This is a genomic window from Amycolatopsis bullii (genome assembly GCF_014654205.1).
Taxonomy (GTDB): Bacteria; Actinomycetota; Actinomycetes; order Mycobacteriales; family Pseudonocardiaceae; genus Amycolatopsis; species Amycolatopsis plumensis.
Genome location: NZ_BNAW01000046.1, coordinates 45,051 through 67,446 on the forward strand (window position 1 = coordinate 45,051; position 22,396 = coordinate 67,446).

22 protein-coding genes are annotated in these 22,396 nt (G+C 72.1%); 8 read left to right on the top strand and 14 right to left on the bottom strand.

Annotation, left to right across the window (positions count from 1 at the left end):
- Positions 1-18: 18 nt before the first annotated feature.
- Both IE317_RS35025 and xrtP read right to left on the bottom strand, forming a co-directional pair.
- A complete protein-coding gene (locus IE317_RS35025; protein WP_191315655.1) occupies positions 19-1,395 on the bottom strand; it encodes a glycosyltransferase family 2 protein in 1,377 nt (458 codons plus the stop codon).
- Positions 1,392-1,901 carry an exosortase P gene (gene xrtP / locus IE317_RS35030; RefSeq protein WP_191315688.1) on the bottom strand — a complete coding sequence of 170 codons (510 nt, stop codon included), beginning with the start codon at positions 1,899-1,901 and terminating at the stop codon, positions 1,392-1,394. Before xrtP ends, IE317_RS35025 begins: the two co-directional genes overlap by 4 nt.
- A 362-nt stretch (positions 1,902-2,263) precedes the next feature.
- On the opposite strand from xrtP, the gene IE317_RS35035 reads away from it, so the two are divergent.
- The 4 genes from IE317_RS35035 (at position 2,264) to IE317_RS35050 (ending at position 5,009) form a co-directional block, all read left to right on the top strand.
- On the top strand, positions 2,264-3,031 hold the full coding sequence (locus IE317_RS35035; RefSeq protein WP_191315656.1) for a choice-of-anchor P family protein: 768 nt from the start codon (positions 2,264-2,266) through the stop codon (positions 3,029-3,031).
- A 12-nt stretch (positions 3,032-3,043) separates the two neighbouring features.
- Positions 3,044-3,223 carry an LPXTG cell wall anchor domain-containing protein gene (locus tag IE317_RS35040; RefSeq protein WP_191315657.1) on the top strand — a complete coding sequence of 60 codons (180 nt, stop codon included), beginning with the start codon at positions 3,044-3,046 and terminating at the stop codon, positions 3,221-3,223.
- Positions 3,224-3,332: 109 nt separating this feature from the next.
- The gene (wecB, locus tag IE317_RS35045; protein WP_191315689.1) at positions 3,333-4,478 is read left to right on the top strand and encodes a non-hydrolyzing UDP-N-acetylglucosamine 2-epimerase; all 1,146 of its coding nucleotides are present in this window, start codon (positions 3,333-3,335) and stop codon (positions 4,476-4,478) included.
- Positions 4,479-4,520: 42 nt separating this feature from the next.
- Positions 4,521-5,009: a GNAT family N-acetyltransferase gene (locus IE317_RS35050; protein ID WP_191315690.1), complete on the top strand. Its 489-nt coding sequence runs from the start codon at positions 4,521-4,523 to the stop codon at positions 5,007-5,009.
- Between the two features lie 63 nt (positions 5,010-5,072).
- On the opposite strand, the gene tsaD is transcribed toward IE317_RS35050, so the two are convergent.
- The 3 genes from tsaD to tsaB are packed head-to-tail and all read right to left on the bottom strand — an operon-like array spanning position 5,073 to position 7,260.
- Complete coding sequence (gene tsaD / locus IE317_RS35055) at positions 5,073-6,119, bottom strand: tRNA (adenosine(37)-N6)-threonylcarbamoyltransferase complex transferase subunit TsaD (protein ID WP_191315658.1); 1,047 nt, start codon at positions 6,117-6,119, stop codon at positions 5,073-5,075.
- Complete coding sequence (rimI, locus tag IE317_RS35060; RefSeq protein ID WP_191315659.1) at positions 6,119-6,598, bottom strand: ribosomal protein S18-alanine N-acetyltransferase; 480 nt, start codon at positions 6,596-6,598, stop codon at positions 6,119-6,121. Before rimI ends, tsaD begins: the two co-directional genes overlap by 1 nt.
- A complete protein-coding gene (tsaB, locus tag IE317_RS35065) occupies positions 6,595-7,260 on the bottom strand; it encodes a tRNA (adenosine(37)-N6)-threonylcarbamoyltransferase complex dimerization subunit type 1 TsaB (RefSeq protein WP_191315660.1) in 666 nt (221 codons plus the stop codon). The genes rimI and tsaB overlap by 4 nt, the downstream gene beginning before the upstream one ends.
- Positions 7,261-7,359: 99 nt before the next feature.
- On the opposite strand from tsaB, the gene IE317_RS35070 reads away from it, so the two are divergent.
- The 3 genes from IE317_RS35070 (at position 7,360) to IE317_RS35080 (ending at position 11,147) form a co-directional block, all read left to right on the top strand.
- The gene (locus IE317_RS35070; RefSeq protein WP_191315661.1) at positions 7,360-8,784 is read left to right on the top strand and encodes an acyl-CoA synthetase; all 1,425 of its coding nucleotides are present in this window, start codon (positions 7,360-7,362) and stop codon (positions 8,782-8,784) included.
- Complete coding sequence (locus IE317_RS35075) at positions 8,777-10,108, top strand: carboxyl transferase domain-containing protein (protein WP_191315662.1); 1,332 nt, start codon at positions 8,777-8,779, stop codon at positions 10,106-10,108. The genes IE317_RS35070 and IE317_RS35075 overlap by 8 nt, the downstream gene beginning before the upstream one ends.
- A 76-nt stretch (positions 10,109-10,184) precedes the next feature.
- Positions 10,185-11,147, top strand: a complete 963-nt coding sequence (locus IE317_RS35080; RefSeq protein ID WP_191315691.1) for a serine hydrolase — start codon at positions 10,185-10,187, stop codon at positions 11,145-11,147.
- A gap of 61 nt (positions 11,148-11,208) precedes the next feature.
- On the opposite strand, the gene tsaE is transcribed toward IE317_RS35080, so the two are convergent.
- From tsaE to glmS, 8 genes are read right to left on the bottom strand one after another with little or no spacing between them, the layout of a single operon-like run.
- Positions 11,209-11,673 (bottom strand): tRNA (adenosine(37)-N6)-threonylcarbamoyltransferase complex ATPase subunit type 1 TsaE, encoded by a 465-nt coding sequence (gene tsaE / locus IE317_RS35085; protein WP_191315663.1) that lies wholly within the window; start codon positions 11,671-11,673, stop codon positions 11,209-11,211.
- A complete protein-coding gene (locus IE317_RS35090; RefSeq protein ID WP_191315664.1) occupies positions 11,670-12,767 on the bottom strand; it encodes an alpha/beta fold hydrolase in 1,098 nt (365 codons plus the stop codon). Before IE317_RS35090 ends, tsaE begins: the two co-directional genes overlap by 4 nt.
- Complete coding sequence (gene alr / locus IE317_RS35095; RefSeq protein WP_191315665.1) at positions 12,764-13,879, bottom strand: alanine racemase; 1,116 nt, start codon at positions 13,877-13,879, stop codon at positions 12,764-12,766. The genes IE317_RS35090 and alr overlap by 4 nt, the downstream gene beginning before the upstream one ends.
- Positions 13,880-13,908: 29 nt before the next feature.
- On the bottom strand, positions 13,909-15,000 hold the full coding sequence (locus tag IE317_RS35100) for an ABC transporter ATP-binding protein (protein WP_191315666.1): 1,092 nt from the start codon (positions 14,998-15,000) through the stop codon (positions 13,909-13,911).
- Positions 15,001-15,003: 3 nt separating this feature from the next.
- Positions 15,004-16,434: a xylulokinase gene (gene xylB, locus IE317_RS35105; protein ID WP_191315667.1), complete on the bottom strand. Its 1,431-nt coding sequence runs from the start codon at positions 16,432-16,434 to the stop codon at positions 15,004-15,006.
- Positions 16,424-17,269, bottom strand: coding sequence for a DeoR/GlpR family DNA-binding transcription regulator (locus IE317_RS35110; RefSeq protein WP_191315668.1), 846 nt, complete (start codon positions 17,267-17,269; stop codon positions 16,424-16,426). Before IE317_RS35110 ends, xylB begins: the two co-directional genes overlap by 11 nt.
- Before the next feature lie 56 nt (positions 17,270-17,325).
- The gene (locus tag IE317_RS35115) at positions 17,326-18,765 is read right to left on the bottom strand and encodes an NAD(P)H-hydrate dehydratase (protein WP_191315669.1); all 1,440 of its coding nucleotides are present in this window, start codon (positions 18,763-18,765) and stop codon (positions 17,326-17,328) included.
- 14 nt (positions 18,766-18,779) lie between these two features.
- Positions 18,780-20,642, bottom strand: a complete 1,863-nt coding sequence (glmS, locus tag IE317_RS35120; RefSeq protein WP_191315670.1) for a glutamine--fructose-6-phosphate transaminase (isomerizing) — start codon at positions 20,640-20,642, stop codon at positions 18,780-18,782.
- 355 nt (positions 20,643-20,997) lie between these two features.
- Between glmS and IE317_RS35125 the strand changes: the two genes are divergently transcribed.
- Positions 20,998-21,822, top strand: a complete 825-nt coding sequence (locus IE317_RS35125; protein WP_191315671.1) for a dienelactone hydrolase family protein — start codon at positions 20,998-21,000, stop codon at positions 21,820-21,822.
- 18 nt (positions 21,823-21,840) lie between these two features.
- Here the strand turns inward: IE317_RS35125 and IE317_RS35130 are convergent, their stop codons facing one another.
- Positions 21,841-22,302, bottom strand: coding sequence for a hypothetical protein (locus IE317_RS35130; protein WP_191315672.1), 462 nt, complete (start codon positions 22,300-22,302; stop codon positions 21,841-21,843).
- Positions 22,303-22,396 lie beyond the last annotated feature (94 nt).

Consider the following 22,396-nt stretch of genomic DNA (forward strand, 5'->3'; position numbering starts at 1 on the left):
GCGCGGTGGAGGTCGCGCTCACGCGTCGAGCGCGACCTTCACCCCCGCCGCCTGCTCGGTGTTGCGGCGCGTCTTCGCCCAGCCGTTGCGCCCGCGGACGAGCCGGAACAGCGCGCGCCACGACGTCACGTAGAACGTGTAGATGTACGCGGCGTACGCGAACCCCATCCCGATGCCGCGCAGGACGTTCCTGCTGCGCAGGCACTTCAGCTGGTAGATCGGGCCCCAGACGAGGAACGGCAGCAGCCCGAACGAGCCGTAGATGGCGAACAGGATCCAGGCGCCGCCGGTGAACCACGTCCACATCTGCGCCGGGTCGCCCGCCGTGCCGATGACCAGCAGCACGAACGGGATCGGGTACAGCAGCGAGCCCAGCAGCTGCAGCCACGGCTGGGCCAGGTAGTACATCATCTCCGCCGCGCCGAGCGTGCTGACGTGCGGGGAATCCCAGATCCGCCGCAGGTACCGGGCGCACTGCATGGTGCCCTGGCCCCAGCGCGTGCGCTGCACGAGGAACCGCCGCAGGCTGTACAGGCCTTCCTGCGAGACGTGGGAATCCGGGGTGAACCCGGTGCGCCAGCCCGCGGTCAGCAGGTGGACGCCGAGTTCGAAGTCCTCCAGCAGCGAGCCGCGCCACGGCTCCCTGGCGTCGCCCGCGATCGAGTCGAGCGCGGTGAGCCGGGTGAACTGGCCGTTGCCGCCCATGGAGATCGTGCCGGTGAACCCGCGGGACGTCTGGATCGCCGCGATCGCCGTGCGGAACTCCAGGTCCTGCAGCTGGGCCAGCTTGAGGCCGAACCAGCGGCCGACCGGGTTGCGGCTCGGCGGCGGCGTGTCGGTGTTGCCCATCCACACGTCGAGCTGGACCGCGCCGACCTCCGGATCGCCGAAGAGGTGGTCCGCGGCGCAGACCTCCAGGCAGTTCGGCGCCGGGCGGCCGTCGGCGTCGACGACCACCACGACGACGTCGTCGCGGCTCGCGTCCGGGCCCATCCAGTCGTTCAGGGCGCGGTAGGCCGCGTTCAGCGCGTCGCCCTTGCCGGTCCGGGCTTCGGGCCGCACGCGCGGCACGAGGTGCAGGTACGGGTCGTAGCCGCCGTGGCGCCGCCACAGCATCCGGACGACGCGGGCGGTGCGGTCCTCCGAATCGTCGTCGACGACCCAGACGTGCGCCCTGCGGAACGTGGTGCGCAGGTAGCGGATCGTCTCGCGGATGACCGTCTGCTCGTCGCGGCACGGCACGAAGAAGTGCCACGTGAAGTCCGCCGGGTCGCCCACCGGGCCGGGCTTGCGGCGCAGGTACGGCACCACGATCACCACGACGTAGACGAGGAACGCCACGCTCATGGTCAGCGCGAACGCCTGGGTGATCGCCAGCAGGACCTTGACGCTCATGCCTTCTTCTTCCGGGTGGCCAGCCAGACGAACAGGACGATCGAGACGGCGCCGCCGAACACGCTCACCATCGAGCCGAGCAGTGTGTGGCCCCAGTAGTAGCCCTCGTCGGTGCCGAACCCGTGCACGAGCCCGACGATGGTCAGAATGCGCAGCTGGTTCACCAGCACGACGACGACCGCGGAAATGCCGAGCGAAAAGAAGAGCCGCCGCGCATTCGACGGCCGGAAGTAGAGCATGGCCATCGTGACAACGAGCAGCGGAAGCAAAAGGAACGCCGAAGAACATTCCGGCGTCATTCTCAACCCGAACGGAGTAGTACTGGTCAACCCAAAGTAAACGGACTCCCGATCGGGTGCCACATAAACACCCGATGTAGTGAACAAGTTGAGGATCGCGCCGGCGAGCCGCACCTCCAGCTCGCGGTAGAACCGCTCGGCCAGCACCACCACGACCCCCGCCGCGGCCAGCGCACCCAGCGCGGCGACCAGCGGAAACCGTGTCATTCCTGAGTTCGGAGCGCTCGCTACCGCCACGACGTTCCTCTCGGTGTCGGAATTCCCGATCAAGTTGCGGGCACGGGCGAGCGTAGGACATGTGTGCACCCCGTTTCCACTCGGAGGGGTGGAAAAGCCGCCCCAATCGGTTGGTCTTCAGTCGAACTTGTTACGCCATTCGAGTGACATCGAGAGCGACCAGCGGAAACGGCATCCAGCCTTACCCGATCCGGTGATTCGGGAAATTTTGTGTGCTATTCGGGCCGGTCTTCGCGATAGTCGATCCGCGTGCCGAGTTCGAGGCAAGCCGGTTCGATCCGCGCCGCCGTCACGCACCCCCGATAAATCCAGCGAATTCGGAGGACCACTTGATGAAGAGCTCCCTCGTGCGCCGCGGCGGACTGCTCGCCGCGGTCGTGGCGAGCGTCGTGCTCGCCGGCGCGGCCCCCGCTTCGGCGGCCCCCGGCGACGGGTCCGCGTACGGCGTCAAGGTCGACGTCAAGCTGCTCGGCCAGAACGCGGTGAAGGCGGGCCCGTTCGCGGCCGCGACCACCGCGGGCCCGACGAGCAGCAGCCTGGCGAAGGCCGACGTCCCCGGCATCCTCACCGCCGGCGTGATCAACGCCGAAGCGAAGCGTGACGAGAATTCCGGTGCGGTGACGGCGAAGGCGAGCACCGCCGACGTCACGCTGCCGCTGCTGAAGGCGGCTCTCGGCGACGTCGGCATCAAGCTCGTCGAGGCCGTCTGCACCGCGACGCAGAAGGGCGTCGAAGGCAGCACGAAACTGGTCGGCGCGAACCTCGGCAGCGTCGGCGCGGTCGACGCCGCCCCGGCCGCGAACACGCAGATCAAGGTCGGCCTCGGCGCGCTCAACGTCGCGACGATCATCCTGAACGAGCAGGTCAAGAACCCCGACGGCAGCCTCACGGTGAACGCCGTCCACGTGAAGCTGCTCGGCGGAGGGCTCAAGGCGCTCGGTGACGGTGACGTGATCGTGTCGTCGGCGACCTGCGGCCCGGCCGCGCCGCCGATGCCGCTGGCGTCCGGCGCCGGGCTCTGGATCGGGCTCGGCCTGCTCGGCGCCGTCGCGGTGCCGGTCGGCACCCGCATCCTCCGCCGCCGTTCCGCGCAGGCCTGAGCGAGGTCGGACATGTACAAGATGCCGGGCGCCGGAGTCGGCGTGGCCGGGGGCGGGGTGGGCACCCTCGCCGCCACCGGAGCCGACATCGGGTGGTGGCTGGCCGTCGGCGTGCTGCTGGTCCTGCTCGGGACCGTCGCGCTGATCGCCGTCCACCGCCGCAACCGCCGTCTCTCCCGGGCGCGGGAGTGAGAAAGGGGCCGCCGGCGTGTGCCCCTCGCACGCCGGCGGCCCCGCCGGGCGGCACCCATAGCCGGAAATTTGCTGGACACTCGATGATGTGGAGAAGGGGCGGCACGGGGTGGACGTGATGTTGCTGGCCGGAACGCGGCCGGAAGCCGTCAAGCTCGCGCCGCTGGCGCTGGCGCTGGCGGAGCACCCGGTGCTGCGCCCGGTGGTGGTGCACAGCGGCCAGCACCCGGGCATGGTCGAGCAGGCTCTGGAGCCCTTCGGCCTGGCCGTCGACGCCTGGCTCGACGTGCCACCGCGGGTGACCGGCGGCCAGGCCGAGCTGGTGGCGGGCCTGCTGCCGGCCCTCGACGACGCCCTGCGCCGCCACGCCCCGGCGGCCCTGGTCGTCCAGGGCGACACGACGACGACGCTCGCCGGCGCGCTGGCGGCGTTCTGGCTGGGCATCCCGGTGGTGCACCTGGAGGCCGGGCTGCGCACCCACGACCTCGCGGCACCGTTCCCGGAGGAGGGCGCGCGGCAGATGGTGTCCCGCATCGCGGCCTTGCACCTGGCCCCGACCCTCGGCGCGGCGGCGGCGTTGCGCTCCGAAGGCGTTGCGCGGCAACAGATCGCGGTCACGGGCAACACGGTGGTCGACGCGGTGCTGGAGATCGCGGCCCGCGACCTCCCGGCTCGCGACACGGCACTGGCGCTGCTGGAGATGGAGCTCGCGGAGGCCGGCGAGCGGCTGGTGCTGGTCACGTCCCACCGCCGCGAGTCCTGGGGCGAGCCGCTGGAGCGCACGCTGGCGGCGGTGCAGCTGATCGTGGCCGAGCACCCGGACGTCCAGGTGCTGTTCCCGGCCCACCCCAACCCGCAGGTCCGCGCCCAGGTGGAGACGGCACTGGCCGGCCTCCCCCGGGTGACGGTGACGGACCCGCTGGAGTACCCGGACCTGGTCCGCGCGTTGCGCCTGGCATCCCTGGTGCTGACGGATTCGGGCGGCATCCAGGAGGAGGCCCCGACATTCGGCACCCCGGTGGTGGTCCTGCGAGACGTGACCGAGCGCGCGGAGGTGGTGGAGGCGGGCTGCGCCTGGCTGGCGGGCACCGACACGGCGCGAATAGTGGACCTGGCAGCGCGGCTGCTGAGCGGCGAATTGCGCCCGGCCCAGGTGGGCAACCCGTACGGCGAAGGGAACGCGGCGGCCCGGGCAATCGCGGCGATCGAGGAACTACTGGCCGTACGAACCGCAACCCCGGCGACGGCTTCGTAATTCGGTCGCGGGCGGGTGCCGAGGTCCATGACACTGGCGCGGGTGGACGTCGAACTCGCCGCCGTGGCCGAGGCGGACAAACCGGTGCTGGCGAACGTGCTCCAGCTCTACCAGTACGACTTCTCCGAGATCCGCGAACTCGACCTCACCCCGCACGGCACGTTCACCTACCGCTACCTGGATCCGTACTTCACCGAGCCCGGCCGCGAGGCGTACTTCATCACGGTCGACCGCACGCTCGGCGGCTTCGCTCTGCTGCGCGGCGATGTCGACGACGACGGGTCGTGGAACGTCGCCGAGTTCTTCGTCGTTCGCCGGCACCGCCGCCGTGGAGTGGGCCGCCGCGCGGCGAGACTGCTGTTCGCCCGCCACCCCGGCGAGTGGACGCTGTCGTTCGACCGCAACAACGCGCCCGCGGAGTCGCTGTGGCGATCGGTCGTCGCCGAGGCGGCGACGGGCGCGATCACCGAGACCGAGCGCCCGCCGCCGATCGCGGGGACCCGGCTCCGGTTCACCGTTTCGGCTTCCTGAGTCCCAGACCCCTCGTGAGTGGCAAAGAGGGTTAGAACCCGCCTTACCACTCACGACCGGCGGCTAAAGCGACACCACATTCACCGGCAGAGCCGGGTTCGCGCTGAAGTCCAGCGGGGTCGTCGGGAGCTTCGCCGCCACGACGTGCGCACCCAAAGCAGCAATCATCGCGCCATTGTCCGTACACAGCCGAGGCCGAGGAACCCGCAACTCGATCCCCGCAGCCGCACAACGCTCCGCCGCCAGCTCCTTCAACCGCGAATTCGCCGCCACCCCACCGGAAATCACCATGGTGTCGATCCCCTGCTCCTTCGCAGCACGGACCGCCTTGGCCGTCAGCACATCGGCCACAGCCTCCTGGAACGAAGCCGCGACGTCGTCCACGGGAATCTCTTCCCCCCGCCGCGCGGCCCCCTCGACCCAGCGCGCCACCGCAGTCTTCAAACCGGAGAACGAAAAGTCGAACGCAGCATCGCGCGGACCAGCCATCCCCCGCGGAAACGCGATCGCCGTCGGATTCCCGTTCTTGGCCGCCTTGTCGATCGGCGGCCCACCCGGGTACGGCAACCCGAGCACCCGCGCCACCTTGTCGTAAGCCTCACCGGCCGCGTCATCCACAGTGGACCCCAGCTCGGTGAACGACGAAGCGATGTCGTCCACCCGCAGCAACTGCGTGTGCCCACCGGAAACCAGCAGCGCCAGGCACGGCGTCGGCAACGGCCCGTGCTGCAGCGTGTCCACCGCGATGTGCCCGGCCAGGTGGTTGACCCCGTACAGCGGCACGTCCAGCGCCGTCGCGTACGCCTTCGCCGCCGAGACGCCCACCAGCAGCGCACCGGCCAGCCCCGGGCCGGCCGTCACGGCGATCGCGTCCACATCGGACATCGACAGTCCGGCAGCAGAAAAAGCCCGCGACGTCGTCGGGACCATCGCCTCCAGGTGGGCGCGGCTGGCGACCTCGGGCACCACGCCGCCGAAGCGGGCGTGCTGCTCCACGCTCGAAGCCACCTCGTCCGCCAGCAGCTCGACCGTGCCGTCGTCGTGCAGCCGGACCAGGCCGACGCCGGTCTCGTCGCACGAGCTCTCGATACCCATGATGATGCGTGCCATCAGCCCGCCACCCCGTCTCGCGTCCGCGCCGGGCGGACCATCGTGTACGCGTCGGCGCCGGAAGGCTGGTAGTAGCGCTTCCGGATGCCGAGCCGTTCGAAGCCGTGGCGCTCGTACAGGGCGAGCGCGGTCGTGTTGTCCGTGCGGACCTCGAGGAACACCGGCGCCTCGAACTCGTCGGCCCGCGCCAGCAGCGCCTGCAGCAGCGCCTTGCCGATGCCCCGGCCCTGGTGTTCGGGCGCGACGCCGATCGTGTGCACGGTCGCCTCGTACTCGCCGCGGCGGCGCCCGACGACGGCCAGCCCGGCGTAGCCGAGCAGCTCGTTGCCCTCGTCCGGGCGCGCGGCGAGGTAGAAGTTGCCCGCGTCCAGCTCCGAGTGGAAGGCACGGGCGCTCCACGGGTCGTCGCCGGGGAACAGGATCTTCTCGATCTCCACGCACCGGGCGATGTCCATGCGGCGCAGCGGCTCGAGTCTCACGGAGCGGTCACCCGTTTCGGCGCCGCGGGCTCGGCGGCGTCCGGACGTCGCAGGTACAGCGGCGTCAGCGGGGCCGGCGGTTCCTTCCCCAGAAGAGCGCTCCGAGCGACCTTCACCAGGCCCGCGGGCGACGGGAAGCGCGGCTCGACCGGCCGGACGCCCAGCGCGTCCGCGTACAGCAGGGCGCCGTCGCCGGCCGCCACCTTGACCTCGGTCTCGAGGTCGGCGGGGCGCTGGACGTGCGGGCCGTCGGTGCGCTGCCCCGCGGCATCGTAGGCGGCCCAGTAGACCTCGCGGCGACGCGCGTCGGTGAGCACGAGGAAAGCGTTGTCCCCCGGCGGGACGTCGGCGGCCAGTGCGTCGAGGCTGCAGACGGGGTACACCGGGATGCCCAGGGCGTGGCCGAGGGCGGCGGCGGTGGCCATCCCGGCGCGCAGGCCGGTGAACGGCCCGGGGCCGACGCCGGCGACGATCGCGTCGAGGTCCTTGAGGGTCACGCCCGCGGCTTCGGCGGCGGCCAGCGCGTGCGGCGTGATCAGCTCTCCGTGGGCGCGGGGGTCGACGGTGACGCGCTCACCGCGCGTCTCGACCAAGCCGCCTTCCAGCGCGACGACGCCCGCGGTCACCGCCGGGGTCGAGGTATCGATCGCCAGTACCAACACGGTGTCCCAGCCTACGACCAGCGTCTTCGCCTGGTTGCTGCAGGGGACCGATCCGCGCGGTAACGTGCTGATCGAGTCCGACACTGGGAGGTCCCCGCGGTGCCCGACCCGTTGTTCCCCACGCTCGTCGCCGGTGCCGCGAAGGAAGCCTTGCGCTTCGGCGACCACGCCCTGACCTACGACGACCTCGCCGCCGTCGCCGGCGGTCTCGCCCGCGAGCTGCCGCCCGGCCGGGTCGCGGTCTGGGCGACACCGACCCTGCACACGAGCGTCGCGGTCGTCGCCGCGCTGGTCGCCGGGGTGCCGGCGGTGCCGCTCAACCCGAAGATCGGCGAACGCGAGCTCGCCCACATCCTCGCCGACAGCGAACCAGCGCTGGTCCTGGCGGAACCCGGCGCCGAGCTGCCCGCCGGCCTCGCCGCCCTGCCCCGCCGGGACATCCCCCTGACCGGCGGGAAAGCGCCACTCGCGGACGAACCCGACCCCGAGTCCCCCGCGCTGATCGTCTACACCTCGGGCACCACCGGCCCGCCGAAGGGTGTCGTGCTCCCCCGGCGCGCCCTCGCGACCACGCTCGACGCCCTGGAGGACGCCTGGGGCTGGACGGCCGACGACGTCCTCGTGCACGCGCTTCCGCTGTTCCACGTGCACGGGCTGATCCTCGGCATCCTCGGCCCGCTGCGCCGCGGCGGTTCGGTGCGCCACCTCGGCCGGTTCTCGACCGAAGGCGTCGCCCGGGAACTCGCGAACGGCGCCACGATGCTGTTCGGCGTCCCGACGATGTACCACCGCATCGCCGGTGAAGTCGGCACCGACAAGGCGCTGGCGGACGCGCTTCGCCACGCCCGGCTGCTGGTTTCCGGGTCCGCGGCGCTGCCGGTGCACGACCACCAGCGGATCACCGCGGCGACCGGCCAGCAGGTCGTCGAGCGCTACGGGATGACCGAGACGCTGATGAACACCAGCGTCCGCGCCGACGGCGAGCGCAAGCCCGGCACGGTCGGCGTCCCGCTGCGGGGCGTCGAGCTGCGGCTGGTCGGCGACGCCGGCGAGGTGGTCGACGACGTCGAGAGCGTCGGCGAGATCCAGGTCCGCGGCCTGAACCTGTTCACCGAGTACCTCAACCGGCCGGACGCGACCGCGGCCGCGTTCGACGGCGGCTGGTTCCGCACCGGCGACATGGCGACGCGCGACGCCGACGGGTACGTCAAGATCGTCGGGCGCAAGGCGACCGACCTGATCAAGAGTGGTGGCTACAAGATCGGCGCGGGCGAGATCGAGAACGCGCTGCTCGAGCACCCCGGCGTCGCCGAAGCGGCCGTCACCGGCGAGCCGGACGACGACCTCGGCGAGCGGATCGTCGCGTGGATCGTGCCGTCCGGGGAGCCACCGGCCGCGGACGAGCTCGCCGACCACGTCGCGAAACTGCTCGCACCGCACAAGCGCCCCCGGGTCGTCCGGTACCTGGATGCGTTGCCCCGCAACGACATGGGCAAGGTCATGAAGCGGGCGCTCGGTGCCTAGGCTGCCCGCGCGCGAGGTCGTCGGCGCGATCGCGAGCGGGTTCACGGAGTTCCCGACCCCGCTGCGCGAGGAGCCCGCCGACGGCCCGATCGGCTGGCCGGACTACCGGGAAGCGCGTTCCGCCGCGGAAGAACGCACCGGCGAGAAGGAGTCGGTCGTCTGCGGGACGGCGAAGATCGGTGACGCCGAAGCCGTGCTGATCGCCTTCGAGTTCGGGTTCCTCGGCGGCTCGCTCGGGCAGCGCACCGGCGACCGGATCGAGGCGGCGTTCGCGCACGCCCGCGACGCGCGGCTGCCGGTCGTGTCGCTGATCGCGACCGGCGGCAGCCGCATGCAGCAGGGCATGCGCGCGTTGATGCAGCTGCAGCGGGTGGCCCGGGCGTCGGCGCTGACGCGGTCGATGGGCATCCCCCGGATCTCGGTGCTGCGCGACCCGACGACCGGCGGCGGCTGGGCCACGCTCGGCGCGGGCGCCGACATCGTCCTCGCGCTGCCGGAGGCGCAGGTCGGGTTCGCCGGCTCGCGGGTGCGCCCGCCGGATTCGCCCGAGGCGTACACCGCGGAAGCGCACCACGAGTGGGGTCAGGTCGACGCCGTCGTGGCGCCGGAGGACCTCGGCGGGGCGCTGGAACGGTGGCTGCGGCTGCTGACCGCGCGTTCCTCGGCGGCCGCACCGCCGCCTTCCGCGCTGCGGGCCACTTCGCTGCCGGCGACGGGCTGGGAAGCGGTTCAGGCGGCGCGTTCACCGGAGCGGGCCCGGGCGGCGGAGTACCTCGACGCGTACTTCGACTGGCGGGAGGACATCAGCGGCGACCGCGTGGGCGGCGCGGATCCCGGCGTCGCGTGCGGCTTCGGCTGGCGTGACGGGCGGACGATCGCGTACGCGGCGCAGTGCGGCACACCGACGCTGCCGTCGGGCTTCCGGACGGCGGCCCGGCTGGTGCGGCTGGCGTCCCGCCTGGGCATCCCGGTGCTGACCCTGGTGGACACCCCGGGCGCGGCGAACGACGCGGCGGCGGAGCAGGCGGGTGTGGGCGGCGCGATCGCGGAGATGTTCGCGGCGGTGGCGACGGCGTCGGTCCCGGTGACGACCCTGGTGATCGGCGAAGGCGGCTCGGGCGGAGCGCTGGCCTTCGCCGCGGCCGGGTCGACGTGGGTGGCGCCGGACGCGTACTTCTCGGTGACGTCCCCGGAAGCCGCGGCGGCGATCCTCAAGCGCCCGGCGTCGGAGGTGCCGGACATCGCCAACCAGCTCCACCTGCGCCCGCAGGACCTGGTGGACCTGGGCGTCGCCCGCGCGGTCGTGAGTGAGAAACAGGGTTAGAACACTGTTTCTCACTCACGAGGTCTGGTTGGATCCTGCGATGGGGTATCGACTCAACAGGCGCGCGGCGTTCGGTTTGGGGACCGCCGTCGCCGCCGGAAGCATTCTGGCCGGCTCTCCCGCGTCCGCGCAGGAAGCAGACATCGAGGCCAGCCCGGCCACCCCGGACCGGGCCAGGCAGAAAGTGAAGAGCGTCTACGACGCCGCGGCCGCTGAGGCGGGCGGCACCTGGAACTCCTGCATCAGCGTGGCCGACCAGGTGGCCGTCGACGTGGCGTCCGACGAGGTCGTCGAGGCCTACAGCGTCAACAAGGTGGCCGTCGCGGTCACCTTGATGGACAAGATCGACCGCGGCCTGCTCACCCTGGACCAGCAGGTCCAGGTGCCGGCGAGCATCGTCGTGCCGGGTGGTGACGGCATCGTCATCCTGGACAGGGCGTACCCGAGCGCGTTCACGCTGGGTCACGTCCTGTCGCTGTTCCTCACGGTTTCGGACGACACGTGCGTCCGGCTGGTGGGGCTCGTGGTGCCGGCGGCCGAGATCAATCAGATCCTGGTGGCCAAGGGCTTCCCCAAGACCCAGGTCACGCCGGTGGCCAACCCGAACCGCTACTTCCTCGGCCAGACCACTCCGCGCGAGACCCACGACCTGTTGAAGGCGCTGGTCGCGGGCACCCTGCTGAGCCCGGCGTCGACGGAGTACCTGCTGTCCATCCTGCGGTCGCCGGTGGCGTTCACCGACGGCATCCGCCGGGAGATGTCGTCCGCCGACCGGGCGAGGATCGCCACTAAGGCGGGCTGGCTGAACGACGGCCGCAACGAGGCCGGAATCATGTTCGACACGGCGGGCAAGCCGGTGCTGATCTACTCGATGTTCGCGCACGGCCAGGCGAACCCGGAGGACTTCGGGGCCACGCACCCGGTCCGGCAGGCCACCGCGAAGATGGGGCCGAAGTTCCTGTGCGCGGTCGACAGGATCGCGGGCGCCGGCACCAGGACGTTCCGGGCACCGGCCTACCAGCAGTACAACGGCGGCTGAGAGCGGCGTCCAACCGCAGTGAATGACTCATTCCTGGCTTCGGACGCCAGGAATGAGTCATTCACTGCGCCGGCGTGAGCTCCGGGACGCGGTCGGCCCAGGTGCCGTGCGGCTCCAGGGTGACCTCGCGGACGTCGTCCTCGCGGCGGTCCAGGCGGACCACCAGGTAGTCCTCCGACAGCCGCTCGGCCGAACCCTCGCCCCACTCGACCACGATGGCCGAGCGCTCCAGGTCCGTGTCGAGGTCGAGATCGTCCAATTCGGACAGGTCGCCGCCCAGGCGGTACGCGTCCACGTGCACCAGCGGCACGCCCGCGGCACCGGCCGGGTGGACGCGGGCCAACACGAACGTCGGGGAGCTCACGCGGCCGCCGACGCCGAGGCCGTCCGCGATGCCGCGGGTCAGCGTCGTCTTGCCCGCGCCGAGCGGCCCGGCCAGCAGGACCAGGTCACCCGCCCGCAGGACGCGGCCGAGGGCCCGCCCGAAGTCCATGGTCTCTTCGGGGGTCGGGAACACGAAACTCAACGCTGCCACCACCAGGTTCGCCGGGACGAGGTCACGCCGTCCACACCGGAACAGCGTTGCAGGAGATCGATCAGATGGCTGTTCACCAGCTCGGGCTGCTCGAGCTGGACCATGTGGCCGGCGCCGCGGACGCGCACCAGCTCCGCGTCGGGCAGCTCGGCCGCGATCCGCTCGGCGTGCGCGAACGGCGTGAACCGGTCCGAATCGCCGCCGATGACCAGCACTTCCGCGTGCTTCAACCCGGCGAGCGCCGCGTAGCGGTTGTGGCTGCCGAGCGTGTCGACGAAGTTGACGAGCCCGCGCACCGGCGTCACTTCCAGCATCTCGAGCATGAAGTCGACGAGCCGCGGTGCGACGTCCCGGCTGCCGAAGGCCAGCCGGCGCACGGCTTGGCGGGTCAGCTGCCCACCGGCCGCGCGGACGAACTCGACCAGCCCGGGCTGCCACCCGGCCAGACCACCGGCCGCGCGCGTCAGCGGGTTGTACTTCGAGAGCAGCGAACGCGGCAACCCGCGTGCGCCGACTTCGCCCGCCGCGGTCGCGATGAACGCAACCCCGCAGACGCGGTCTTCGAACAGCTCAGGGAATTCGGCGGCCAGCTCCATGATGACCATGCCGCCCATCGAGTGCCCCATGAGCACGATGGGCCCGTCCGGCACCACGGACCGCAGCACGCAGTCCAGGTCCCGCGCCAGCTGTTCGATGGTCGACGTCTCGGCCGAAGCCGCGCCGGACAGGCCGTGGCTGCGGTGGTCGTAGTAGACCTGACGCACGCGCGGCAGCCGCAGCGACGCGAGGTCGCGACGCTGGAAATGCCAGCAGCGGCGCGAAAGCGCGAAGCCGTGCACCCCCACGACGGTCAGTTCCGGTTCGCCACCGTCTTCCGGGTCGATTTCCTCGACGGACAGCGGCGTGCCGTCCTCGGCCGCGACCGTCGAAGTGCGGTCGGGCTTCAGCTCCCCCAGCGGCTCGTCCACGTACGGATCCTCACTGTACCGCCGCTGCTGCGCGGCGACGGCGATGACGGCGGCGGTCCCGGTGGCCAAGGCCCCGACCCCGCCGGCGATGGCCAGCAGTCGTCGTGAAGGTGTCACTCGCTCGTCCCCAGATACCGTCGCCGCACCCGGGGCCGGTACATCGAGGTCACGATCTCGTAGTCGATGGTGCCCAGCTTGTCGGCCCATTCCCGGGCGGTCGGCTCCCCGTGCGTCCCGGCACCGAACAGGACGACCTCGTCGCCGACGGCCGGTTCGAAGTCACCGCAGTCGACCACGACCTGGTCCATGCAGACCCGCCCGGCGACCGGGCGCCGCTGTCCGCCGAGCCAGACGTCCATCCGGCCGGACAGCGACCGCGGGACTCCGTCGGCGTACCCGGCCGGGACGAGCGCCAGGTTCGTGTCGCGCTGCGCGGTCCAGGTGTGCCCGTAGGACACCGATTCCCCGGCTGCGATGCGCTTGACCAGCGCGACCGCGGACCGGAACGTCATGGCCGGGCGCAGGTCTTCCGGCTGCGGCACCGGGTTCAGCCCGTACATCGCGATACCGGGCCGGACGACGTCGAAGTGCAGGTCGGGCCGGGTGAGCAGGGCCGCGGAGTTGGCCAGGTGCCGCATCGGGTCGAGCCCGGCGGCGCGGGCGACGTCGTAGGCCTCGGCGAAGCGCTTGGCCTGCAGGTCGGTGGCCGGGTGCTCCGGCTCGTCGGCGCACGCGAGGTGGGACCAGATCGCGACGACCTCGACCCGCGGTTCGGCGGCCGCCGCTTCGACCAGTTCGGCCCACGCGGCGGGCGGGCAGCCGTTGCGCGAAAGCCCGGTGTCGATTTTGAGGTGCACACGCGCCCGGGTACCCGGTTGTGCCGCGGCCGCGATGCGGCGAAGCTCACCCAGCGAGCTGGCGGCGAGGTCGATGTCCGCTTCGATGCCGGCGGCGAAGTCGACGTCCGGGGTGTCCAGCCAGCTGAACAGCCGGGTCTCGATGCCGGCTTCCCGGAGGGCGAGGGCTTCGCCGAGCGAGCAGGTGCCCAGCCAGGACGCCCCGGCCTCGACCGCGGCGCGCGCCACCGGCAGCGCGCCGTGGCTGTAAGCGTCGGCCTTCACCACGGCCATCACCTGGGCGCCGGGCGCGCGGGCGCCCAGCAGGGTGAGGTTGTGGCGGATCGCGTCGAGGTCGATGTCGACCTGGGCGCGGGGGAAACTGGAGGTCATGGCGCCCTCCAGTTTCCCATGACCCGAGGTCAGGGCAGGCGCGCCCCGGACGTGGCGGAGAACACGTGCAGCTCGTCCGGCCGGATCCGCAGGTGGACCGTGTCGCCCATGGCCGGCGGCGTGCGCGGGTCGACGCGGGCGACGATGTTGGACTTCGTGCCCTCGGCGTCGGTCTCGGCGAGCTTGCCGTAGACGTACGCGTCCGAGCCGAGCTCCTCGACCAGGTCGACCTTGATCGGCACCGAGTCGGGGCCCTCGGTGGTCACTTCCAGGGACTCCGGCCGGAAGCCGAGGGTCACCGTGTCGCCGTCGGCGGCCTGGATGACCTCGCGGGTCAGCCGCACGCTGCCGCCGCCCAGCTCGGCGCCGTCCGCGGTCAGCTTCGCGGTCACCAGGTTCATCGCCGGCGAGCCGATGAAGCCCGCGACGAAAGCGTTTGCGGGCCGGTCGTACAGCGCGCGCGGGGTGTCGCACTGCTGCAGCAGGCCGTCCGACAGCACGGCGACGCGGTCACCCATCGTCATGGCCTCGACCTGGTCGTGCGTGACGTACACGGTCGTGACGCCGAGGCGGCGCTGGAGCGCGGCGATCTGCGTACGCGTCGAGACCCGCAGCTTGGCGTCCAGGTTCGACAGCGGCTCGTCCATCAGGAAGACCTGCGGCTCGCGGACGATCGCGCGGCCCATCGCGACGCGCTGGCGCTGACCACCGGAGAGCGCCTTCGGCTTGCGGTCGAGGTACTGCTCGATGTCGAGCAGCTTCGCCGCCTCGAGCACCTTCTGCTTGATCTCGGACGCGGGGCGGCCGGCGATCTTCAGCGCGAAGCCCATGTTCTGGGCGACCGTCATGTGCGGGTACAGCGCGTAGTTCTGGAACACCATCGCGATGTCACGCGAGCGCGGCGGCAGCTGGGTGACGTCGCGGTCGCCGATCCAGACGGCGCCGTCGTCGATGTCCTCGAGGCCGGCGAGCATGCGCAGGCTGGTCGACTTGCCGCAGCCGGACGGGCCGACGAGCACGAGGAACTCGCCGTCGGCGATCTCCAGGTCCAGCGCGTCGACCGCGGGGCGCTCCGAACCGGCGTAGCGCCGGGTCGCCTTGTCGTAGGTGATGGAAGCCATCGGTCAGTCCTCTCCGAGATTCCGCCGGACCCCGTAAGCCGCTTCGCGGGCTTCGAGGTGGCGCTGCTGGATCCGGTGGCCCTCGGCGCGCTGCGCCTCGGTCGGCTCGTCCAGCTCGAGCCGGAGCTTCTGGTTCTCCTGCCAGAACGGGGGTTCCGCACTGGACGCAAGGGCCCACGCCGCCTGCCGCGCCGCGCCCAGCGCGACGTACTCGGCGACTTCGGGCAGCTGCACCGGCACGCCGAAGACCAGCGGAGCGACCGCGCGGACGGCCCGCGACTGCGCGCCCCCGCCGATCAGCAGCACGCGCTGGACGTCGAGGCCGTGCGCGCGCACCGCGTCGAGACCGGCGGCCAGGCCGCAGAGCATGCCTTCGACGGCACTGCGCGCGAGGTTCTCCGGGGTCATGTTGTCCCTGGTCAGCCCGGACAGGGAGCCGGTGGCGCCGGGCAGGTTCGGGGTGCGCTCGCCGTCCAGGTACGGCAGGAAGGTCAGGCCGCCGGCGCCGGGCGCGGCGGCCAGGGCGAGGCGGTCGAACTCGCTCAGCGTCGCGCCGAGCATCGCGGCCGTCGCGGTGAGGACACGGGCGGCGTTGAGGGTGCAGGCGAGCGGGAGGAAGCGGCCGGTGGCGTCGGCGAACCCGGCGACCTCACCGCTGACGTCGGCCGCGCCGGTCTCGGCGACGCCGAACACGGTGCCGCTGGTGCCGAGCGAGACGACGGCGTCACCGGGCTTGAGCTCCAGTCCGAGCGCGGCCGCCATGTTGTCGCCGGTGCCGGCGGAGACGAGCACGCCGTCGGGGGTGTGGCCGGCGGCGTCGGCCGGGCCGAGCACGGTGGGCAGCTCCGGTGTCCGGCCGCCGAAGGCGTGGCTGAGGACGTCGAGGCGGTAGGCGTTGTCGGTCGGCGAGAAGTAGCCGGTGCCGGAGGCGTCACCGCGGTCGGTGACCGGGTCGCCGCCGGTGAGCTTCCAGGTCAGCCAGTCGTGTGGGAGCAGCACGCGCGTGACGCGGTCGGCGAGCTTGGGCTCGTTCTCGGCCAGCCAGCGCAGCTTCGTCACGGTGAAGCTGGCGACCGGCACCGAGCCGACGGACTTCGCCCAGGCCGACGGGCCGCCGAGCTCTTCGACGAGGTCGAGCGCCGCCTGCGCGGAGCGGGTGTCGTTCCAGAGCAGCGCCGGCCGGACGACGTCGTTGTTTTCGTCCAGCGTGACCATGCCGTGCTGCTGCCCGCCGACGCCGATGGCCCGGACGCCGTCGAGCAGGCCCCCGGTGGCCTCCTGGAAGGCGTCCCACCAGGCGGCGGGGGCGACCTCGGTGCCGTCGGGGTGCGGCGCGCGGCCGGTGCGGACGATCTCGCCGGTCCTCGCGTCACACACGACGACCTTGGTCGACTGCGTGGACGAGTCGATGCCGGCGACCAGTTCAGCTGTCATAGGGCTGCCCCTCTGCGACGTGTTCGACGATCTCGATCGCGGTGCCGGCGTTGAGCGCGGCCTCGATCTCCTCGGTGGGCGTGGCCTGGCCCGTGATCAGCAGGTCGTAGTCGCCGACGTCGCCGTGCGCGTAGGTGGCGGTGCGGCCGAACTTCGAGTGGTCGACGACGAGGACGGTGTGGTTCGCGACCTTCAGCGCGGCCTTCTTGAGCTCGGCGTAGTCGCGATCCGGGTGGAACAGGCGGCCGACGGCGACCGCGGTGACCGAGACGAACGAGACGTCGGCGCGGATCGAGTCGAGCAGGTTGAGGACTTCCGGTCCGGCGCAGGAGTCGTACTCGTGGCTGTAGCGGCCGCCGGCGAGGACGACCTCGACCTTGGGCCCGAGGAGACGGGCGGCGTGCAGCGAGTTGGTGACGACGGTGAGCGCGTCGATCTCGGCGAGCCGCTTGACCAGCGGGAGGAGCGTCGTGGAGTCGTCGACGAAGACGGTCTGGCCGGGCTGCACGTGGTTCGCGGCGGCCTGGCCGAGGGCTTCCTTCTCGCCGTGGTGGAGCGTGTCGCGGAAGCGGGCGGCGGACTCGATGGTGAGCGCCGGGTAGGCCTCGACCTTGCCGCGCAGCTTGCGCAGGAGCCGGCGTTCGGCCAGGTCGTCGAGGTCGCGGTGCATGGTCATCAAGCTGACCTTGAAGCGCGCGGTCAGGTCGTCGATCCGGACCTCGCCCTGCTCGATGACGTGGTCGAGGATGTCCTGCCGGCGCTGCTCGACGACAGCATCGGACGGCCGGGTCTTCCGGTCCCCCGAGGATGATGCAGGTGCTGTGCCGCCGCTCACACGCACTTCTTACCAGATTTGGCGCGCGAAGTTAACAGAGAACTCGATAAGTCTTCTCAGGACGTTAGCGAGCGGATCGCCAGGATGGCCTCCGGGATGGCGTGGACCAGACCGGACGCCGAGGTCGGCGCGTTCTGGGCGGCGATCGCCCCGGCCAGCGAGTGGACGTCGGCGGCGGCCGCCGCGGCCAGCCAAGGGTCCAGGCCCGCGGCGAGGAGGGCGCCCACCAGGCCCGACAGCACGTCACCCGAACCGGCCGTCGCCAGCCAGGCGCCTCGGGGCTTGTTCACGGCGACCCGGCCGTCCGGAGCCGCGATCACCGTGCAGTGGCCCTTCAGCAGCACCACCGCGTCGTACTTCTTCGCCGCTTCGCGCGCCGCCGTCACGCGGTCCGCGCCCGGCTTGCGGCCCATCAGGCGCTCGTACTCGCCCGCGTGCGGGGTCAGGACCAGCGGGGTGTCCGGGTCGCGCGCGTCGAGGACGTCCGGGGACTTCGCGATGATCGTCGTGGCGTCGGCGTCCGCGCAGACCGGGACGCCCTGGCCCAGGACGTACCGCAGCACGTCCCGCCCTTCGGCGCCGGTGCCGATGCCCGGCCCGACCACCCACGCCTGGACGCGGCCGGCGTCCGCGACCGTGCCCGTCGCGATGATCTCCGGCCACTGCGCGCGGACGACGTCGGCCGCGTGGCCCGCGTAGCGCACGAGGCCCGAGGTCGCCCGGACCGCCGAGCCCGACGCGAGCACCGCCGCGCCCGGGTACGTCGCCGAGCCCGCCGCGATGCCGACGACGCCCTGGCTGTACTTGTCGTCGTCCGGGCCGGGCACCGGCCAGGCCGCGGCGACGTCGACGACGTCGAGGCGCCGGAGATCGGGGTCGGCCAGCTCGAGGCCGATGTCGACCAGCACGACCTCGCCGCAGTGGGCGGGCGCGAGCACGTGGACCGGCTTGAGCGCGCCGAACGTCACCGTGCGGACGGCTGTGACGGCCGGGCCGTCGACCGCGCCGGTGTCCGGGTCGACACCGCTGGGCAGGTCGACCGCGACGATCGGGGCCTCGACCAGCTCGACCAGCCGGGCCGCGTCCGGCCGCAGGGAGCCGCGGCCGGAGATGCCGACGATCCCGTCGACCACGACGTCGGCCTGCGCGATCCACTGTGGACCGTCCGCGACGGACACCGCGCGTCCCCCGGCCCGCTTCAGCGCCGCGAGTCCTTTGGCGTGGGCTTTCTCCGGCTTGAGCAGGATCGCCGTGACGGCGGCTCCGCGACGGCGCAGGAACGCCCCGGCCCAGAGCGCGTCGCCGCCGTTGTCGCCCGAACCGGCCAGGAGCACGACCCGGCGGCCGGACACGCCGCCGGTGTGGTCCTCCAGGAGGTCCGCGATCTGCACCGCGAGCCCGAAGGACGCCCGCCGCATCAGCTCGCCTTCGGGCGTGACGGCGAACGCCCGCCCCTCCGCCTCGCGAATCCGTTCCGTGGTCCAGATTCCTTGCACGGCGGGGCCTCCGCTTACTCGACGGTGACGGACTTCGCCAGGTTACGCGGCTTGTCGACGTCGTACCCGCGGGCGCGGGCGATCTCCGCGGCCAGCACCTGCAGCGGCACGGTGGACACGAGCGGCTGCAGCAGCGTCGGCACCGCGGGGACCTCGATGAGCTCGTCGGCGAACGGCCGGACCGTCTCGTCACCCTCCTCGGCGATCACGATCGTGCGCGCGCCGCGGGCCTGGATCTCGCTGATGTTCGACACGAGCTTCGAGTGCAGCACCGCGCGGCCCTTGGGCGACGGCATCACGACGACGACCGGCAGGCCGTCCTCGATAAGCGCGATCGGGCCGTGCTTGAGCTCGCCGGCGGCGAAGCCCTCGGCGTGCATGTACGCGAGTTCCTTGAGCTTCAGCGCGCCCTCGAGGGCGACCGGGAAGCCGACGTGCCGGCCGAGGAAGAGCACGGCCTTGGAGTCCGCGATCCGGCGACCGAGGTCGCGGACCTGATCCACAGTGGACAGTACCTTTTGGACGGCCGCGGGCATGGCCTCCAGCTCGGCGAACTCGCGGGCGACCTCGTCCGGGTACTTCGTGCCACGAGCCTGCGCCAGCGCCAGGCCGACGAGGTAGTTGGCCGCGATCTGGGCGAGGAACGCCTTGGTCGAGGCGACGCCGATCTCGGGGCCGGCGTGGGTGTAGAGGACGGCGTCGGACTCGCGCGGGATCTGCGCGCCGTTGGTGTTGCAGACGGCGAGGACGCGCGCCTTCTGCTCGCGCGCGTGCCGGACGGCTTCGAGCGTGTCCGCCGTCTCGCCGGACTGGCTCACGGCGACGACCAGCGTGTCGCGGTCGAGGACCGGGTCGCGGTAGCGGAACTCGCTGGCCAGTTCGACCTCGACCGGCAGCCGCGTCCAGTGCTCGATGGCGTACTTGGCGACCAGGCCGGAGTGGTAGGCCGACCCGCACGCGACGACGAAGACCTTGTCGACGTCGCGGAGGTCCTGGTCGGAGATGCGCTGCTCGTCGAGGATGATCCGGCCGGACTCGAAGTGGCCGCGCAGCGTGTTGGCCAGCGCTTCGGGCTGCTCCTCGATCTCCTTGAGCATGAAGTACTCGTGGCCGCCCTTTTCGGCGGCGGAGAGGTCCCAGTCGACGGTGAACGGCTTCGCTTGGGCGGCGTCGCCGTGGAAGTCCAGGACCTCGTAGCCCTCGCGGGTGATGACGACGAGCTGGTCCTGCCCGAGCTCGACGGCCTCGCGGGTGTGCTCGATGAAGGCGGCGACATCGGAGGCGACGAAGTGCTCGCCGTCCCCGACCCCGACGACCAGCGGCGACGACCGGCGGGCGGCCACGATCGTGTCCGGGTGGTCGGCGTGCGTCACGACCAGGGTGAACGCGCCTTCGAGCCGGCGGCAGACGGCGGCGACGCTGGCCGTGAGGTCGCCCTTGGTGTCGCCTTCGGTGTACGCGCGGGCCACCAGGTGGGCGGCGGTTTCGGTGTCGGTGTCGCTGGCCATCTCGACGCCGTCGGCCTCCAGCTCGGCGCGGAGGGCGGCGAAGTTCTCGATGATCCCGTTGTGCACGACGGCGACGCGCTGCGAGGCGTCCCGGTGCGGGTGGGAGTTGCGGTCGACCGGGGCGCCGTGGGTGGCCCAGCGGGTGTGCCCCATGCCGGCGGTGCCGCCGAAGTGCTCGCGGCCGACCTCGTCGAGCCGGGCTTCCAGGTTCGCCAGCCGGCCCGCCTTGCGCTCGACGGTCAGCGCACCGCCGCCGTCGAGGACCGCGACACCGGCGGAGTCGTAACCGCGGTACTCCATGCGCCGGAGCCCGCCGAGGACGACGTCCAGAGCCGGGCGGTGCCCGACATATCCCACGATTCCACACACGCTCACCAGCCTAACGAGGGACATTCAGCGGGCTGACGGGGTCCGAGATCCTCCGCCGACCTGCGGGAATCCCTCCGACATGGTTCGAACCAATAGACCCCGGCAGGTCGCCCCGGGTCGCTCGGACGACCGGAACCGTCGGTGCCGGCCGGTAAAGTGGAAAACGGGGGGCGCCCCCGCGGGCCGACTGTGCAGCTGGGCAAACCGACCGCCCAGGTACGCAGGCCGACCGCCCCGGTACGCACGCCGACCGCCCGGGTGCGCAGGCCGACCGCCCAGGTACGCAAGCCGACCGTTGCGGCGCGCCGGGGCGGCGGGCGAGCCGTGGGTGGGCTCGCACAGTAGGGTTCCGACCATGGCCAGCAAGCCCAAGCAGCTGCTCGCGGAGTTGACGCACCCGGGTCCGCACGAGGTCCTGCGGGGCAACCTCGCCCTGGTCGGGCTGCCCGGCGTGGTGTTCACGCCGCGCGCCGGGCTCGGGTTGCCGGCCGTGGCCTTCGGGCACGGGTGGCTGCAGCCGCCCGATCGCTACCGGGAGCTGCTGCGCCACCTCGCCAGCTGGGGCATCGTCGCCGCCGCGCCGGCCACCCAGCGGGGGCCGCTGCCGTCGCACCGGCTGCTCGCCGCCGATCTGCTGACCACCCTCGACGTCGTCACCACCGTGCGGCTCGGTCCGGACGGCATCAGCGTCGACCCGGCCAAGCTCGGTCTCGCCGGCCACTCGAGCGGCGGCGGCTCCGCCGTCCTGGCCGCGGCGCAGGACGCCCAAGCCGACAACCCGCGGATCAAGGCCGTCGCCACGATCACCGCGGCCCAGACGCTCCCGTCGGCCACCGAGTCGGCGAAGGCGATCACCGTTCCCGGCCTGCACCTCGCCGCCGAGGACGACCTGGTCGCCCCCGCCGTCGCGCACGCCGAAGCGATCGCCGGCGCCTGGGGCGGTGACGACGTCCAGCTGCGGTTCCTCGGCAAGGCGTCCCACCTGGGCGTCACCGAGGGCAGGCACTGGTCCCAGCTGTTCCTGCACGGCAAGCCGCACCGCAAGACCCAGCAGCTCACCCGCGCGCTGTTCACGGCGTTCTTCTTGACCCACCTCACCGGCACCGACAAGTACCGGCCGCTGCTCGAGGCGGACGTCAAGCGCGCCCCCATCGAGCGCGAAGAGGAGCCCGCCCACTGACGCAGGCGGGCCCCCGGATCAGACCAGCCAGCTCGTGCTGGAGAAGTCGTCCTCGTCGTCAGGCTGACGCGCGTGCCGCCCACGCCGCTGCGGCTCGGGCGCCGGCGGCGGTTCCGGGGCCGGTTCCGGACGCGGCGGGACCGTCGCGGCCGGGGTTCCGTAGCTCGGCGTCGGGTAGTTCGTGTAGCCGGTGTCCGCCTCTTCGTCGTGGACGCCGAACTCCATCAGCGACTCGCGGGACTTGTCGGCCAGCGTCTTCTCCGTCGCCCAGCCGCCCGCGCTCTGCTTGCGCTTGGTGAGCTCGTCCATGTGCTCGGCGTACTTCTGCGCGGCGGCCAGCTCCTGCCGCATGCCCTCGCGGACCTGCTGCTGGGCCTCGGCGAGCCGGCGTTCGCGCAGCCCGCGCTGCTCGTCCTGCTCCCGCGCCGCCGCTTCCATCGTCGAAATCGCCGCGCGATACCGGTCTTCGGCGCTGCTCATGCGCCGGCCTCGCTGACGCTCGGCTCGGCCTGAGCGGCGAGCGCTGTGTTGAATGATTCGTTCGCAAGCTCACTCATGCGCCGGCCTCGCTGAC

What these genes read in the sequence shown, in the direction of transcription:
- IE317_RS35035 (WP_191315656.1), top strand. Translation starts at nt 2,264, where the DNA reads ATGAAGAGCTCCCTCGTGCGCCGCGGCGGACTGCTCGCCGCGGTCGTG.
- IE317_RS35040 (WP_191315657.1), top strand. Translation starts at nt 3,044, where the DNA reads ATGTACAAGATGCCGGGCGCCGGAGTCGGCGTGGCCGGGGGCGGGGTG.
- xylB (WP_191315667.1), bottom strand. Translation starts at nt 16,434, where the DNA reads ATGACAGCTGAACTGGTCGCCGGCATCGACTCGTCCACGCAGTCGACC.
- xrtP (WP_191315688.1), bottom strand. Translation starts at nt 1,901, where the DNA reads ATGACACGGTTTCCGCTGGTCGCCGCGCTGGGTGCGCTGGCCGCGGCG.
- IE317_RS35100 (WP_191315666.1), bottom strand. Translation starts at nt 15,000, where the DNA reads ATGGCTTCCATCACCTACGACAAGGCGACCCGGCGCTACGCCGGTTCG.
- alr (WP_191315665.1), bottom strand. Translation starts at nt 13,879, where the DNA reads ATGACCTCCAGTTTCCCCCGCGCCCAGGTCGACATCGACCTCGACGCG.
- IE317_RS35125 (WP_191315671.1), top strand. Translation starts at nt 20,998, where the DNA reads ATGGCCAGCAAGCCCAAGCAGCTGCTCGCGGAGTTGACGCACCCGGGT.
- IE317_RS35130 (WP_191315672.1), bottom strand. Translation starts at nt 22,302, where the DNA reads ATGAGCAGCGCCGAAGACCGGTATCGCGCGGCGATTTCGACGATGGAA.
- tsaD (WP_191315658.1), bottom strand. Translation starts at nt 6,119, where the DNA reads ATGGCACGCATCATCATGGGTATCGAGAGCTCGTGCGACGAGACCGGC.
- IE317_RS35025 (WP_191315655.1), bottom strand. Translation starts at nt 1,395, where the DNA reads ATGAGCGTCAAGGTCCTGCTGGCGATCACCCAGGCGTTCGCGCTGACC.